The organism is Streptomyces sp. CB02923, assembly GCF_001905005.1.
Lineage (GTDB): Bacteria > Actinomycetota > Actinomycetes > Streptomycetales > Streptomycetaceae > Streptomyces.
This window is the reverse complement of the sequence record NZ_LWKZ01000001.1, coordinates 1,005,921-1,020,289: the sequence shown is the minus strand read 5'-3', so window position 1 is coordinate 1,020,289 and position 14,369 is coordinate 1,005,921. Positions and strand designations below refer to the sequence as shown.

The following is a 14,369-nucleotide window of genomic DNA, read 5'->3' as shown; positions in this document are numbered from 1 at the left end:
GCCGGGGGGACCCCCACGACACCGTGTACGTCACCGGTGACTACATAGTGAACCCAGATACCCGGCTGCTCTGCGGGGAGACCCCTGCGTGGACCCGAGCCCGGCCGGATTGCGGCTCTCCCGCCATCGTGGCTGCAATACCCCTGCGCGCAGCGCAGGGGCAGCGTCCACCGCGCGCAGCGCGGTGGACTGGGCCCGCCGCGCGCAGCGTGGCGGCTGGGTCAGGCACGCCGTGGGTGCGCACCCGCCGCCGGGTGACGCCATGGCCGTCCCCGCCCCGCCACCGTGAGCTTCACCGCTAGGTGGGCGCCGATCAGGGTGGCGTGGGTGCACATCCGCCGCCGGGTGACGCCATGGCCGTCCCCGCCCTCCATCCCGTGAGCCTCACCATGTGGTGGGCGGACACGGCGGTGATCGAAAAACTCCCCCCAGCTGGCCGCAGTCGCCAAACAACGTGAGGGGGTGCGTAGGGGGCCATCCCCGCAGAGCAGCCGGGTATCTGGGTTCACGATGTAGTCACCGTTGCCGTACACGGTGTCGAGGAGTTGGCCCCCTGCGCGCCCCCGCCCCACGAGTCACACAATGCGACCCGCCCGCCAGCGCACCCCGCGCGCAGCGCAAACGCCCACCCCCACCACGGGGAGGAACAATCAGATAACGGCCACGCAGTGAAGGGTTTTGCGCCAGGTCTACGCGCGTTAATCTCCCGTAAAGCCAGCGCCAGCGTAGGCGCTTCGAGCGAAGGGAAGACCCTTGCGTCGGGTCACCAGGTTTGCCGCCGCGGCCAGCGCCTCCGCGCTTCTCGCGGTCACCGCCACCGCTTGCGGTCAGAGCTTCGCCGAGGCGAACCGGGCCAGTCATGCCGGTGTCGGGCTCGCGTTCGACATCGGCGGGCGGGACGACCACTCCTTCAACGAGGCGGCCGCCCGTGGCACCGAGAATGCCAGGAAGAAGCTGGGCGTCAACGTCAAGATGCTCACCGCGAAGAACGGCGAGACGGAGGCGGACCGTGAGCAGCGGCTCACGTCGTTCGCCGAGGCCGGGTACAACCCGGTCATAGGGGTCGGTTTCGCCTACAGCCGTTCGATCGAGAACGTCGCGAAGGACTTCCCGGAGACGACGTTCGGCGTCGTGGACGCGGTGCCGCAGGGCAAGAACGTGGACGCGATGGTCTTCGCGGAGCACGAGGGCTCGTACCTGGCGGGCGTCGCCGCCGCGCTCAAGAGCAAGAACCACAAGGTCGGCTTCATCGGCGGTGTGAACAACGCGCTGATCCAGAAGTTCCAGGCCGGGTTCGAGCAGGGGGTGCGCGACACCGACCCGAACACCAAGGTCACGTCGCAGTACCTGTACCCCAACAACGACAAGGGGTTCAACGACCCGGCCGCGGCCAAGGCCAAGGCGGGCGGCATGCTGGACAGCGGTATCGACGTGATCTATTCGGCGGCCGGCCAGTCGGGCGCGGGCGCCATCGAGGCGATCAGCAAGCGCAAGGGCGCCTGGGCGATCGGCGTGGACTCCGACCAGTATCTCCAGCCCGGCCTGGCGAAGTACAAGGACTGCATCCTGACGTCGGTCGTCAAGAACGTCGACGTGGCCGTCTTCGACCTGATCAAGAGCGTCGAGGACAAGAAGCCGTTGACGGGCGTGCACGCGTACGACATGAAGAAGAAGGGCGTCACGCTCGCCACGTCGGGCGGCTTCATCAAGGATATCCAGCCGCAGATCGACGCCGCCCGGCAGAAGATCGTCGAGGGCAAGGTGAAGGTCAAGGAGACGCCGTAGCAGGGTGGGAGGTGCCGGCCCGCAGCGCGGACCCGCACCGCCGTGCCCCACCGCGGCCGCGGCTCGCACCACGGCCGAACCACCCACGGCCGGGCCGTACCGCCCCATGCCCTTGACAGCGGCCGGCATCCGCCCCCGCCACCTGCCCAGAACACGCCGTCCGCCCAGGACCTGTCCGCCCAGGACACGTCCGCCCAGGACAATCCCCGAGGGGAGTGCGCCATCAACGCAGCACCCACGACCAGCCGCCCGGCCGAGCCGGGCCCCGCAGCCGTAGAACTGCGCGGTATCACCAAGCGTTTCCCCGGTGTCGTGGCCAACCACGACATCGATCTGACCGTGCGCCGCGGCACCGTGCACGCCCTGTGCGGCGAGAACGGCGCGGGCAAGTCGACGCTGATGAAGATCCTTTACGGTATGCAGAAGCCGGACGAGGGCACCATCACGCTCGACGGCGAGCAGGCGGCGCTCGGCACGCCCGCGGACGCCATCGCCCGCGGCATCGGCATGGTGCACCAGCACTTCATGCTGGCCGACAACCTCACCGTCCTGGAGAACGTCGTCCTCGGCGCGGAGAAGCTGCACGGCATCGGCGACCGGGCCCGTACGAAGATCATGGAGATCTCGGACGCGTACGGGCTCGCCATCCGCCCCGACGTCCTCGTAGAGGACCTCGGTGTCGCGGACCGCCAGCGGGTGGAGATCCTGAAGGTCCTCTACCGCGGCGCCCGTACGCTCATCCTCGACGAGCCGACCGCGGTCCTGGTCCCGCAGGAGGTCGACGCGCTCTTCGACAACCTGCGGGAGCTGAAGTCCGAGGGCCTGACCGTCATCTTCATCTCGCACAAGCTGGGCGAGGTCCTGTCGGTCGCGGACGACATCACGGTCATCCGGCGGGGGACGACGGTCGCGTCCGTGGAGCCCGCGAAGACCACGCCCAAGCAGCTCGCCGAGCTGATGGTGGGCAGTGAGCTGCCGTCGCCGGAGACGCGGGAGTCGACGGTGACGGACACGCCGATGCTGGGTGTGGAGGGCCTGCGGCTGACGGCCACCGACTCCGACGGGGTCGTACGGACCGTGCTGGACGGGATCACTTTCACCATCCACAAGGGCGAAGTGCTCGGCGTCGCCGGTGTGGAGGGCAACGGCCAGGCCGAACTGGTCGAGGCGATCATGGGTACGCGGGTCCTGAGCCACGGCACCGTGACGCTGGACGGGCAGGACCTGTCCGGCGCCAGTACGCGCACGCGGCGGGAGGGCGGCATCGGGTACGTACCCGAGGACCGCCACCGGCACGGCCTGCTGCTGGAGGCGCCCCTGTGGGAGAACCGCATCCTCGGTCACGTCACGGAGCGGCCCAACAGCAAGGGCCGGCTGCTGGACCTGGCCGGGGCCCGTAAGGACACCGAGCGGATCGTCGCCGAGTACGACGTACGGACGCCCGGTATCGAGGTGACGGCGGCCTCGCTGTCCGGCGGCAATCAGCAGAAGCTGATCGTCGGCCGGGAGATGAGCCACCGGCCCAAGCTGCTGATCGCCGCCCACCCCACGCGGGGCGTGGACGTCGGCGCGCAGGCGCAGATCTGGGAGCAGATCCGCGCCGCGCGCCGGGAGGGCCTGGCGGTTCTGCTGATCTCTGCCGACCTGGACGAGCTGATCGGGCTCTCCGACACCCTGCGGGTGATGTACCGGGGCCGGCTGGTCGCGGACGCCGACCCCGCGACCATCACCCCGGAGGAGTTGGGCTCGGCCATGACCGGTGCCGCCAGCGGTCACCTCACCGCTGAAGACGCTGACACGCGCGAGGGTGGTGACCGGGAGTGAAGACGCTGACCAGGTCGTTCACCAAGGACAAGGTGCTGCTGGCGCTCGCCGCGCCGCTGCTGGCCATCGCCGCCGCGTTCGTCATCAGCTCGCTGGTCTTCCTGGCCTCGGGCGAGAACCCGCTGCGCGCCTACGGGATCATGGCCGACTACGGCCACTACAGCGACAGCCAGGTCTGGATCATCAACAAGGCGGTGCCGTACTACCTGTCGGCACTGGCGGTCGCCATCGGCTTCCGGATGAACCTGTTCAACATCGGCGTGGACGGGCAGTACCGGCTGGCGGCCTTCGCGGCCGCCGCGGTCGGCGGCGCCGTCGCCCTGCCCGGCGCCCTCCAGATCATCCTGCTCATCGTCATCGCAATGCTGGTGGGTGCCCTGTGGGCGGGCATCGCGGGCGTACTGAAGACCTCGCGCGGCGTCAGCGAGGTGATCACCACGATCATGCTGAACGCCATCGCCGCCTCCGTGATCGGCTACTTCCTCCAGGACGGCCGCCTCGCCGTCAAGGACGGCAACCTGCTGCACACCGAGTTCCTGCCGGAGTCCAGCCACTTCTTCAGCTTCCCGACCGACCCCAAGCCGGTGTACGGCTTCGTGGTGATCGCGGCGCTGGCCGGTTTCGTCTACTGGTTCGTGATCAACCGCACCCGCTTCGGCTTCGACCTGCGCGCGGTGGGCGCCTCCGAGCCGGCCGCCGAGGCCAGCGGCGTCAGCGTCAAGCGGATGATCGTCATCTCCATGGTGCTCTCGGGCGCCGCGGCCGGTCTGGTGGGCATGCCGACGCTGCTCGGCGAGTCCTTCAACTACGGCACCGACTTCCCGGCCGGCATCGGCTTCACCGGTATCGCCATCGCCCTGCTGGGCCGCAACCACCCGGTGGGCATGGCCTTCGGCGCGCTGCTGTGGGCGTTCCTCGACCGCACCGGCTCCCGCCTGGAGTTCGAGGGGTACGCGCAGGAGATCGTCGGCGTGATCCAGGGCGTGATCGTGCTGTGCGTGGTCATCGCGTACGAGATCGTGCGCCGGTACGGGCTGCGCGCCCAGCAGCGCAAGGTCGGCGAGGAACTGGCCGCCCAGGCCCGTACGAACCCAGGTGAGAACGACAAGGCGGAGGCGACCGCGTGAGTACCGAACTCAAGCCCGCGGCCCGGCCGGGCGCCGGTGCGCCCGGCGGGGGTCGCCGCAAGCTGACCTACCCGGTCATCCTGCTCATCATCGCCGGGGCGATCGTCGCGGTGTCCGTGCTGCGCGCGGTCACCGGTACCGACGACCTGACCTCGGCGGGCCAGTTCAGCGCGGCGCTCGCCGCCGCCACCTCGATCGGGCTGGCCGGTCTCGGCGGCCTGTGGGCCGAGCGGGCCGGCGTGGTCAACATCGGCCTCGAAGGCATGATGATGCTCGGCTCGTTCGCGGCCGGCTGGGTCGGCTGGCAGCACGGCCCGTGGGCCGCCGCGGCCATCGGCATCCTCGGCGGCGCGCTCGGCGGACTGGTGCACGCCATCGCCACCGTCAGCTTCGGCGTCGACCACATCGTCTCCGGTGTCGCGATCAACATCCTGGCGCTGGGCGCGACGCAGTACCTGGCCACGCTGTGGTTCGGCGCGGAGGGCAGCGCGGCGATGCAGGCGGGCGGCAACGACAAGCAGTCGCCGCCGATGGCCGACATGCCGACGTTCACCGTCCCGGGGCTCGCGGACGCGCTGCAGTCCGTGGAGAACCACCACTGGTTCCTGGTCTCCGACGTCGCCGGTGTCCTCGGCGGCCTGGTCACCAACGTCTCCTGGCTCACCGTGCTGGCCGTGCTGCTCTTCGTCGGCACCTTCTTCCTGCTGTGGCGCACGGCCTTCGGGCTGCGGCTGCGCTCCTGCGGCGAGGCGCCGCTCTCGGCCGAGTCGCTGGGCGTCAACGTGTACACGTACAAGTACGCGGCCGTGCTGGTCTCCGGCGCGCTGGCCGGGCTCGGCGGCGCGTTCCTCTCCATCAGCACGCACTTCTACCAGGACGGGCAGACCGGCGGCCGCGGCTACATCGGCCTGGCCACGATGATCTTCGGCAACTGGCGGCCCGGCGGGGTCGCGATGGGCGCGGGACTGTTCGGCTTCATGGACGCCATGCAGCTGCGCAGCGGCGGCCCGACCGTGCACGCACTGCTGCTCGGCCTGGCGGCGCTGCTCGCCGTCCTCGCGTTCTTCCGGCTGCGCGCCGCCAAGCGCGCCCAGGCGGCGGTCGCGGGCGTCGGGGCGGTCCTCCTCGTCCTCTGGTACTTCCTGGCCGACACGGTGCCGCTGGAGCTGGTCGAGGCCAGCCCGTACATCGCCACGCTGCTGGTGCTGGCGCTGTTCGCCCAGCGGCTGCGGCCCCCGAAGGCCAACGGCAAGCCGTACCGGCGGGGGCAGGGCACATGACGCACGATGGCCGGATGAACGAGGTTCTGGCGCCGGTCGACTGGGAGCGGCTCCGCGCGGCGGCCCGGGACGCGATGTCCCGGGCGTACGCCCCGTACTCCGGCTACCCGGTCGGTGCCGCGGCCCTGGTGGACGACGGCCGTACGGTCGTCGGCTGCAACGTCGAGAACGCCTCGTACGGACTCGGCCTGTGCGCCGAATGCGGCCTGGTCTCCGCGCTGGCCGCGACCGGCGGCGGCCGGCTGACCGCGTTCACCTGCGTGGACGGGCAGGGCGAGCTGCTCGTGCCGTGCGGCCGCTGCCGTCAGCTGCTGTACGAGCACGGCGGCCCCGGCCTGCTGGTCGACGGCGGGGAGGCGGGCGTCCGGCGCCTGGACGACCTGCTGCCCGACGCGTTCGGGCCCCAGCATCTGGGCCGTTAGCGGCCCGTAGGCCCCGCACCCCGCTCCTGGGCGGTGCGGGGCCTTTCCGCGTCCGGAGCCTCTCGATCTCCGCGCTCTATGCGTGTAGAACTGTTCAGGCCCGCTCGCCGCGTCGTTCCCGGGTACAGGGACGGGCTGAGCCGGCCGTTCCACGAAAGGAAGCCCAGATGGACGTCATCTCGGTCATCCGCGCGAAGCGCGACAAGCAGGAGCTGACCCCCGAGCAGATCGACTGGGTCATCGACGCCTATACGCGCGGCGCGGTCGCCGACGAGCAGATGTCGGCCCTGGCGATGGCCGTCTTCCTCAACGGCATGAACCGTACGGAGATCGCCCGCTGGACCGCCGCCATGATCGCCTCCGGCGAGCGGATGAACTTCTCCGCCCTGGCCCGCCCGACCGCCGACAAGCACTCCACCGGCGGCGTCGGCGACAAGATCACCCTGCCGCTCGCGCCCCTCGTCGCCGCCTGCGGCGCGGTCGTACCGCAGCTCTCCGGCCGCGGCCTCGGCCACACCGGCGGCACCCTCGACAAGCTGGAGGCCATCCCCGGCTGGCGCGCTCTGCTGTCCAACGCCGAGATGATGGACGTACTGGACCGGGCCGGCTCGGTCATCTGCGCGGCGGGCGACGGCCTGGCCCCCGCCGACAAGAAGCTCTACGCGCTGCGCGACGTCACCGCCACCGTCGAGGCCATCCCGCTCATCGCCTCCTCGATCATGTCCAAGAAGATCGCCGAGGGCACCGGCTCGCTCGTCCTGGACGTCAAGGTCGGCTCCGGCGCCTTCATGAAGAACATCGAGGACGCCCGCGAACTGGCCACCACCATGGTCGAACTGGGCACCGACCACGGCGTACGCACCTCCGCCCTGCTCACCGACATGTCCACCCCGCTGGGCCGGACCGCCGGCAACGCCCTCGAAGTCCGCGAGTCGGTCGAGATCCTGGCGGGCGGCGGCCCGGCCGACGTCGTCGAACTCACCCTCGCCCTGGCCCGCGAGATGCTCGACGCGGCCGGCCTGAAGGACGCCGACCCCGCCAGGGCGCTCGCCGACGGGTCCGCCATGGACCACTGGCGCCGCATGATCCAGGCCCAGGGCGGCGACCCGGACGCCCCGCTCCCGGTCGCCCGCGAACAGCACACCGTCAACGCCTCCTCCTCCGGCGTCCTCACCACCCTCGACGCGTACGCGGTGGGCGTCTCCGCCTGGCGCCTGGGCGCCGGCCGCGCCCGCAAGGAGGACCCGGTCCAGGCCGGCGCGGGCATCGAACTCCACGCCAAGCCCGGCGACGAGGTCAAGGAGGGCCAGCCCCTGCTCACCCTCCACACCGACACCCCCGAAAAGCTCCCGTACGCCCTCGAAGCCCTCGACGGCGGCGTCCTCGTCGCCCCGCCGGGCACGGACTTCACCCCGAACCCGGTCGTGCTGGACCGCATCGGCTGACACCGCACCCCACCGCTGCCGTCGGGCGCGCTCCTCTCCGGGGGCGCGCCCGACGCGCGCCGCGCCCCGTCCGGTGATGTCCTGGAAGGACCTGACCGGGAGGAGACCGGCGATGGCGAAGAAGAAGGACGGCTTCCGCAAGGGCGACAAGGTCACCTGGAAGAGCCACGGCGGTGAGGCCGTCGGCGAGGTGGAGAAGAAGATCACGGGGCGTACGGAGGAGGCGGGGCGGACGGTGGACGCGTCGCCGGACGAACCGCAGTACAAGGTCCGCAGCGAGAAGTCGGGCGGCTCGGCCGTGCACAAGCCCGACGCCCTGAAGAAGAAGCGGTCCTGAGGGCATGGCGAAGGCGGAGGACGACCAGGACACCGTCTGGCACGACTTCCAGGACGCGGTGAACATGTCCCCGTCCGAGCTGGAGTCCTGGCTGAAGAAGGACGAGTCCAGGGAAGCCGGGCAGCACAAGGGCGGCGGCGAGTCGGTGGGCCACGAGTCGGGCCGCCGGCTCGTCTCCCTGCTCCGCACCAAACGCGCCGATCTTTCGGACGACGACTACGCCCACATGCGCAAGGTCACGGGTTATGTCCACCGCCATCTCGCCCAGCGGCCGTCGGGGGACGAGAAGGAGACGACGTGGCGGTATTCGTTGATGAACTGGGGGCATGATCCGTTGAAGGGGTAGCGATCTTCTCGTTCGGGTGAACGGTGTCGGTGGACCAGGCCGCTATACGTTCGGCATGCTGGAGTCGGTGACGTACCGATAGAGGAGACCGCCATGAGCGCACTCACCGTCGACCACGAGCCGGACAACGGCTGGGAGACACTCCTCCGGCTCTGGCAGGAGACGGAGGCACCCGAGAGCAGCAAGGTGGAGATCATCGAGGGGATCGTCACCGTGTCACCTGCTCCCGCGAACCGGCATAACAAGATCGCGTGGAAGCTGCAGCGCGCCTTGACCGGCGTTCTGCCCGAGGACTGGGGGATGTACCAGACGGTCGGAGTGTCCGTTCCCTCCCGCAGGGGCCTGTACATCCCCGACCTGGTAGTAGCTCCTGAAGCTGCACTGGATGAACCGGGCAACGCCATCCCCGGCGCTGCTGCCGAGTTGGTCGTTGAGATCACGTCTCCGACCAACGCCTGTCAAGACCGGATCAGCAAGGCCGCCGGATACGCGCGAGCCGGTGTGCCGCTGTACCTGTTGGTGGATGTCTGGGCTCCGGAAGCACCTACGGTCACCTTGTTCGGAGAGCCCAGGCGAGACGTGTACCAGGTGTTGCAAGCGGTGAAGTTCGGTGAAGACATTCATCTGCCGGAGCCGTTCGACATGGTTATCGAGACAAGCGGATTCCCGGGCAAAGAGTAGATCGCTCGCGAACGAAAGGCCCACCCCGCCAGGACAGGTGGCAGAGCGGGCCTTTCGGGTTCCGGGCGGCGAAGCCGCCTACGCGGCCTTCTGTACGTGCAGGACGCGCCGCTCCGCCGCCGCCTTCCGCGTCGCGTACAGCGTGATCGACGCGGCGCCGACCATCGCCGCCAGGCCCAGCGCGACGGTGGCCTCCCAGCCGCCCGCGTGGAACGCCATCGCGCCGAGCGCTCCGCCGATGCTGCTGCCGATGTAGTACGCGCACTGGTACAGCGCGGACGCCTGCGCGCGGGCGGTCTTCGCGGCGCGGCTGACCGAGGAGGACGCCACCGCGTGGCCCGCGAAGAAGCCCGCGGTGATCAGGACCAGGCCGAGCAGCACCGCGCCGAGCGACGCGGTGAGGGTGAGCAGCAGGCCCGCCGCCGTGGTGCCGACCGCGAGGTACAGCGCGCCGCGCCGGCCGACGCGGCCGACGAGGCGGCCCGCCGCGGCCGAGGAGACCGTACCGACGAGGTAGATGAGGAAGATCGAGCCGACGATGCCCTGGGGCAGGTTGAAGGGCTCGTCGACCAGACGGTAGCCGATGACGGTGTAGACGGCGCCGAAGACCATCATGAACAGGGCGCCGATGCCGTACAGACGGCGCAGCAGCGGGTCGGACAGGTGGCCGCCGAGCGTGCGGGCCAGTGCGCGCGGGCCGACCTTGCGGGGGGAGAAGTGCCGGGCCCTGGGGACCAGGAGGCGGAAGGCCACGGCGCACACCACGGCCATCAGGCCGACGGCGCCGAGCGCGGCGCGCCAGCCCCACGCCTGGGCCACCCAGCCGGTGACGATCCGGCCCGACATGCCGCCGATGCTGTTGCCCGCCACGAACAGGCCGATCGCGGCGACCAGCGCCTTGGCCCGTACCTCCTCGGCGAGGAACGCCATCGCGGAGGCCGGCAGCCCGGCCAGTGCGACACCCTGGACGGTGCGCAGCGCGATCAGCCAGCCCAGGTCGGGGGCGAACGGCACCAGCAGCGCGATGAGCGCGGCCACCGACAGGGAGGCGGTCATCATCGTGCGGCGGCCGAAGCGTTCCGACAGCGCGCTCAGCGGGATGACGGCCAGGGCCAGGCCGAAGGTCGCGGCGGACACGGTCCAGCTGGCCTGGTCGGGCGTGACGGCGAGGTCGGTGGAGATCGCGGGGAGCAGCGCCTGCGTCGAGTACAGGAGGGCGAAGGTGGCGACGCCCGCGGCGAAGAGGGCGAAGCTCATCCGGCGGTAGCCGGGGCCGCCCGGGTGCAGTTTGGCGGCCTCCGGGTCGGTGGCCGGGCGCGCGTCGGCGGCGGGCGCGGAGGAGGTGGCGGGGGACGACTGCGCGGAGGCGTCGGCGCGCGCGGCGGCCGACGCCCCGGTATCGGCGGGAGGCATGATCCGAACGTAAGCGCGCGGGTTTCATGCGTCCAATGCATAGAAACGCCATAATCGATGCTGTGGCACATAACAGCAGCTCACGGCCTTCTCTGTCGTACACCGGAAACAGAAAAGACATCCGGGGGCAGGCGGGCGAACCGGTGGAGACCGCCGATCTCGGGGTGGATTCCTGGGCCCTGGCCCTGACGCCGCGGCTCGCGCAGTTCGCCGCCGTGGCGCGCCACGAGCACGTCACGCGTGCCGCGCACGAGCTGGGGATGCCGCAGTCCACGCTGAGCCGTGCCATCGTCCGGCTGGAGAGCGACCTCGGCGTGGCGCTCTTCGCCCGGCACGGCCGGACGCTGTCCCTGACCCCCGCCGGCCGCAACTTCCTCGCCTCCACCGAGCGCGCCCTGTTGGACGTCGAGCGGGCCACCGAGTCGGTACGGGCCGACACCGACCCCACCGCGGGCAAGGTCGCCTTCGGCTTCCTGCACACCATGGGCTCGGAGACCGTACCGGGTCTGATCCGCACCTTCCGCGCCGACCACCCGCGGGTGCGCTTCCAACTCGTGCAGAACTACGGCGAGGCGATGATCGAGCGGCTGCGCGCCGGTGACCTGGACCTGTGTCTGACCTCGCCCGTTCCGGACTATCCGGACCTGGTCGCCCGCCGTCTGGACGAGCAGAAGCTGCGGCTGGTGGTGCCGGACGACCATCCGCTGGCGGCCCGCAGGCGGATCCGGCTGGCCGAGGCCGCGGGGGAGCTGTTCGTCACCCTGGAGCCGGGGTACGGGCTGCGCCGCATCACCGACGCGCTGTGCGCCGAGGCCGGGTTCACGCCGAAGATCGCGTTCGAGGGGGAGGAGGCCGAGACGCTGCGCGGGCTGGTGGCCGCCGGGCTGGGGGTGGCGCTGCTGCCGCCGCCGGCCGTGCCGCGCCCGGGTGTCGCCGAGCTGACGGTCACGGCCCCGCGTGCGGTCCGTGAGATCGGGCTGGCCTGGCTGGAGGGCCATCCCGACACGCCTCCGGTGGCGGCGTTCAAGAAGTTCCTGCTGGGGCGGCGGGGGCAGCTGATCCCGCGGTGAGGTGAGGGGCGGCCGCCCTCACGTGTAGGTCATGCCTCGCCCATGTCCTCCGGGTCGCCGTACGTCACGGTCATGAACTCGATGGCGATCGTGCCGCCCGGGTCGAGGACGTAGAGCCCGCGGCCGCCCCAGTGGTGGTTGATCTCGCCCTCCTTCTGGCGGTACGGGTCGGCCCAGTAGCGCAGCGACCGCTTCTGAATGCGGCCGAACACCGCGTCGAACTCGTCGTCGGTGACCAGGAACGCAAGATGGCTGCCGTTGATCGCGTCCGGCTCCACCGCGCTGTCGAGGAAGTCGATGCCGACGCCGTTGGCGGTCTGCACCTGGGTGAACGGGCCCCAGTCGGCGGGTGCGGGGCCGTCCATCAGCTCGCTCAGGAAGGCCGCGGAGGCCTTCTGGTCGTGACAGTGGACGATCATGTGGTCGAGCGTGTTCGGCATGCGTGCCTCCTCTGGTCGGTCGGTGAGCGCGCGGGAGCGGCGTACCCCCGGTGCTTGTGCGGCTCTCAGTGCTTCAGTGACTCCCCGAAGCCGGACGCCAGCGGCATCCGCAGGCCCAGCGGCGGCGGTGCCGCCAGCGCGTCCGCCACCGGCCGGGCGTAGCCGTGCGCGAAGAGCGATCCGAGCATGAAGTCGGCGGCCAGCGCCAGGACTTCGGAGCGGTGCTGGTACAGGGAGTGGCCGTCGGAGTGGACCTCGAAGCGGCAGACGTCGCGGTTGATCTTCTTGGCGCGCTCCGCGTAGCGGTAGGACAGGTCCGGGTCGGTCCGCTCGTCGTTCGTGCCGTGGACGAGCAGCACCTGCCGGCCGGCGAGCTGTTTCACCGGTACGGTGTCGGCGCCTTCCGGGCCCAGGTCGGGAATCCAAGGAGCCAGTGCCAGTACGGAGTTGACCGCCGGGTGGCCCGCTGCGTGCAGCGCGGCGCGGGCGCCCATGCCCGTACCGACCAGGCAGACCGGTACGTCGCCGTACCGCCGCACCACCTCCTCCAGCGCCCAGGCGGCGTCCGCCGCGGGGAGGGCCGCCGCGCCGTTCCAGCCGCGGCAGCGGTAGTGCACGACGTGGGTCACCAGCCCCTCGGTCCGTCCCGCGCGGGCCAGCCGGGCGGCCAGCGGCCGGGCCGCCATGGCGGACAGGGGGGAGGGCCGTCTGGTGCCCGACGGGCCGCCCTCGGGCAGTAACAGCGCGACGCCGCACACCGCCCGTCCCGCTCCGGCCGCTCCCCGCGGTTTCCCCAGCCGGGCACCGCGCACCGGCAACGCTTGCTGAGCCATGACGGAAACGATGGCAGAAGGCGACGCGCGGGCCACCCCGCGTACGGGTCACCGTTGCGTATCGTTCGTGAAGATCTACGCGCGTAGGGGCTAGAGTGCCGAGATGACGAGCGAGACCACCACCCTTCCGACCGTCGACCAGATCCGCCGCGCGCCCAAGGTGCTGCTGCACGATCACCTCGACGGTGGCCTGCGCCCCGCCACCATCGTCGAGCTGGCCCGTGAGGTCCGCTACGAGGGCCTGCCCGAGACCGACCCCGAGAAGCTCGGCGTCTGGTTCCGCGAGGCCGCCGACTCCGGTTCGCTGGAACGCTATCTGGAGACCTTCGCGCACACCTGTGCCGTCATGCAGACCCGCGAGGCCCTGACGCGGGTGGCGGCCGAGTGCGCCGAGGACCTGGCGGCCGACGGCGTCGTCTACGCCGAGATCCGGTACGCGCCCGAGCAGCACCTGGAGAAGGGGCTGAGCCTCGAAGAGGTCGTCGAGGCGGTCAACGAGGGCTTCCGCGAAGGCGAACGGCGTGCCCGCGCGGCCGGCCACCGCATCCGCGTCGGCGCGCTGCTGACCGCCATGCGGCACGCGGCCCGCGCCCTGGAGATCGCCGAACTGGCCAACCGCTACCGCGATCTGGGCGTCGTCGGCTTCGACATCGCGGGCGCGGAGGCCGGTTTCCCGCCCACCCGCCACCTCGACGCGTTCGAGTACCTCAAGCGGGAGAACAACCACTTCACGATCCACGCGGGCGAGGCGTTCGGCCTGCCGTCGATCTGGCAGGCGCTCCAGTGGTGCGGCGCCGACCGCCTCGGCCACGGCGTGCGCATCACCGACGACATGGAGGTGGCCGACGACGGCTCGGTGAAGCTGGGCCGGCTCGCCTCCTACGTACGGGACAAGCGCATCCCGCTGGAGATGTGCCCCACCTCGAACCTCCAGACCGGTGCCGCGACCTCGTACGCGGAGCACCCGATCGGTCTGCTGCGCCGCCTCCAGTTCCGGCTGACGGTCAACACCGACAACCGCCTGATGAGCGGTACGAGCATGTCCCGGGAATTCGAGCACCTGGTCACGACATTCCGATACACGCTCGACGACATGCAGTGGTTCACCGTCAATGCGATGAAGAGCGCGTTCATTCCTTTCGATGAACGCCTGGCGATGATCAACGATGTCCTCAAGCCCGGCTACGCCGAACTGCGGTCCGAGTGGCTGTTCCGGCAGGTGGACGCCGAGCCCGCGGTGATCAGCGAGTATCACTCCGCGTAATCGGAACGGATGCGGGAAAAGGGAACGGCCGGTGTGTCAAGCGCCGGCCGTTTTCCGTTCCCGCCGGGTGTTTGCGGCGTGTCGGCGGCGTCACTAGATTCC

14 protein-coding genes are annotated in these 14,369 nt (G+C 70.7%); 11 read left to right on the top strand and 3 right to left on the bottom strand.

Annotated elements, in window-relative coordinates; all coding sequences use genetic code 11:
• The first annotated feature begins 753 nt into the window (after positions 1–753).
• From A6A06_RS04325 to A6A06_RS04285, 9 genes are all read left to right on the top strand, one after another.
• Positions 754–1,785 carry a BMP family lipoprotein gene (locus A6A06_RS04325; RefSeq protein WP_073758947.1) on the top strand — a complete coding sequence of 344 codons (1,032 nt, stop codon included), beginning with the start codon at positions 754–756 and terminating at the stop codon, positions 1,783–1,785.
• Between the two features lie 222 nt (positions 1,786–2,007).
• Positions 2,008–3,609, top strand: coding sequence for an ABC transporter ATP-binding protein (locus A6A06_RS04320; protein ID WP_079193825.1), 1,602 nt, complete (start codon positions 2,008–2,010; stop codon positions 3,607–3,609).
• Positions 3,606–4,736, top strand: a complete 1,131-nt coding sequence (locus tag A6A06_RS04315) for an ABC transporter permease (RefSeq protein ID WP_073758945.1) — start codon at positions 3,606–3,608, stop codon at positions 4,734–4,736. Before A6A06_RS04320 ends, A6A06_RS04315 begins: the two co-directional genes overlap by 4 nt.
• Positions 4,733–6,016, top strand: coding sequence for an ABC transporter permease (locus tag A6A06_RS04310; protein ID WP_073758943.1), 1,284 nt, complete (start codon positions 4,733–4,735; stop codon positions 6,014–6,016). Before A6A06_RS04315 ends, A6A06_RS04310 begins: the two co-directional genes overlap by 4 nt.
• A gap of 14 nt (positions 6,017–6,030) precedes the next feature.
• The gene (locus A6A06_RS04305; RefSeq protein WP_073758941.1) at positions 6,031–6,438 is read left to right on the top strand and encodes a cytidine deaminase; all 408 of its coding nucleotides are present in this window, start codon (positions 6,031–6,033) and stop codon (positions 6,436–6,438) included.
• Positions 6,439–6,605: 167 nt separating this feature from the next.
• The gene (locus A6A06_RS04300) at positions 6,606–7,883 is read left to right on the top strand and encodes a thymidine phosphorylase (RefSeq protein WP_073758939.1); all 1,278 of its coding nucleotides are present in this window, start codon (positions 6,606–6,608) and stop codon (positions 7,881–7,883) included.
• Positions 7,884–7,995: 112 nt separating this feature from the next.
• Entirely contained in the window at positions 7,996–8,220 is a 225-nt protein-coding gene (locus A6A06_RS04295) for a DUF2945 domain-containing protein (RefSeq protein WP_073758937.1), read from the top strand.
• 4 nt (positions 8,221–8,224) lie between these two features.
• The gene (locus A6A06_RS04290; RefSeq protein ID WP_073758935.1) at positions 8,225–8,566 is read left to right on the top strand and encodes a DUF3140 domain-containing protein; all 342 of its coding nucleotides are present in this window, start codon (positions 8,225–8,227) and stop codon (positions 8,564–8,566) included.
• A 93-nt stretch (positions 8,567–8,659) separates the two neighbouring features.
• Positions 8,660–9,247 carry a Uma2 family endonuclease gene (locus tag A6A06_RS04285; RefSeq protein WP_073758933.1) on the top strand — a complete coding sequence of 196 codons (588 nt, stop codon included), beginning with the start codon at positions 8,660–8,662 and terminating at the stop codon, positions 9,245–9,247.
• A 78-nt stretch (positions 9,248–9,325) separates the two neighbouring features.
• Here the strand turns inward: A6A06_RS04285 and A6A06_RS04280 are convergent, their stop codons facing one another.
• Positions 9,326–10,660, bottom strand: a complete 1,335-nt coding sequence (locus A6A06_RS04280; protein ID WP_073758931.1) for an MFS transporter — start codon at positions 10,658–10,660, stop codon at positions 9,326–9,328.
• A gap of 119 nt (positions 10,661–10,779) precedes the next feature.
• Between A6A06_RS04280 and A6A06_RS04275 the strand changes: the two genes are divergently transcribed.
• Complete coding sequence (locus A6A06_RS04275; RefSeq protein ID WP_199930717.1) at positions 10,780–11,730, top strand: LysR family transcriptional regulator; 951 nt, start codon at positions 10,780–10,782, stop codon at positions 11,728–11,730.
• Positions 11,731–11,759: 29 nt separating this feature from the next.
• On the opposite strand, the gene A6A06_RS04270 is transcribed toward A6A06_RS04275, so the two are convergent.
• Both A6A06_RS04270 and A6A06_RS04265 read right to left on the bottom strand, forming a co-directional pair.
• Complete coding sequence (locus A6A06_RS04270) at positions 11,760–12,170, bottom strand: VOC family protein (protein ID WP_073758927.1); 411 nt, start codon at positions 12,168–12,170, stop codon at positions 11,760–11,762.
• Between the two features lie 65 nt (positions 12,171–12,235).
• Complete coding sequence (locus tag A6A06_RS04265) at positions 12,236–13,003, bottom strand: alpha/beta hydrolase (RefSeq protein ID WP_073758924.1); 768 nt, start codon at positions 13,001–13,003, stop codon at positions 12,236–12,238.
• A 103-nt stretch (positions 13,004–13,106) separates the two neighbouring features.
• On the opposite strand from A6A06_RS04265, the gene A6A06_RS04260 reads away from it, so the two are divergent.
• The gene (locus A6A06_RS04260) at positions 13,107–14,267 is read left to right on the top strand and encodes an adenosine deaminase (RefSeq protein WP_073758922.1); all 1,161 of its coding nucleotides are present in this window, start codon (positions 13,107–13,109) and stop codon (positions 14,265–14,267) included.
• The last annotated feature ends 102 nt before the right edge of the window (positions 14,268–14,369 follow it).

What these genes read in the sequence shown, in the direction of transcription:
- A6A06_RS04305 (WP_073758941.1), top strand. Translation starts at nt 6,031, where the DNA reads ATGAACGAGGTTCTGGCGCCGGTCGACTGGGAGCGGCTCCGCGCGGCG.
- A6A06_RS04300 (WP_073758939.1), top strand. Translation starts at nt 6,606, where the DNA reads ATGGACGTCATCTCGGTCATCCGCGCGAAGCGCGACAAGCAGGAGCTG.
- A6A06_RS04295 (WP_073758937.1), top strand. Translation starts at nt 7,996, where the DNA reads ATGGCGAAGAAGAAGGACGGCTTCCGCAAGGGCGACAAGGTCACCTGG.
- A6A06_RS04290 (WP_073758935.1), top strand. Translation starts at nt 8,225, where the DNA reads ATGGCGAAGGCGGAGGACGACCAGGACACCGTCTGGCACGACTTCCAG.
- A6A06_RS04285 (WP_073758933.1), top strand. Translation starts at nt 8,660, where the DNA reads ATGAGCGCACTCACCGTCGACCACGAGCCGGACAACGGCTGGGAGACA.
- A6A06_RS04280 (WP_073758931.1), bottom strand. Translation starts at nt 10,660, where the DNA reads ATGCCTCCCGCCGATACCGGGGCGTCGGCCGCCGCGCGCGCCGACGCC.
- A6A06_RS04270 (WP_073758927.1), bottom strand. Translation starts at nt 12,170, where the DNA reads ATGCCGAACACGCTCGACCACATGATCGTCCACTGTCACGACCAGAAG.
- A6A06_RS04265 (WP_073758924.1), bottom strand. Translation starts at nt 13,003, where the DNA reads ATGGCTCAGCAAGCGTTGCCGGTGCGCGGTGCCCGGCTGGGGAAACCG.
- A6A06_RS04260 (WP_073758922.1), top strand. Translation starts at nt 13,107, where the DNA reads ATGACGAGCGAGACCACCACCCTTCCGACCGTCGACCAGATCCGCCGC.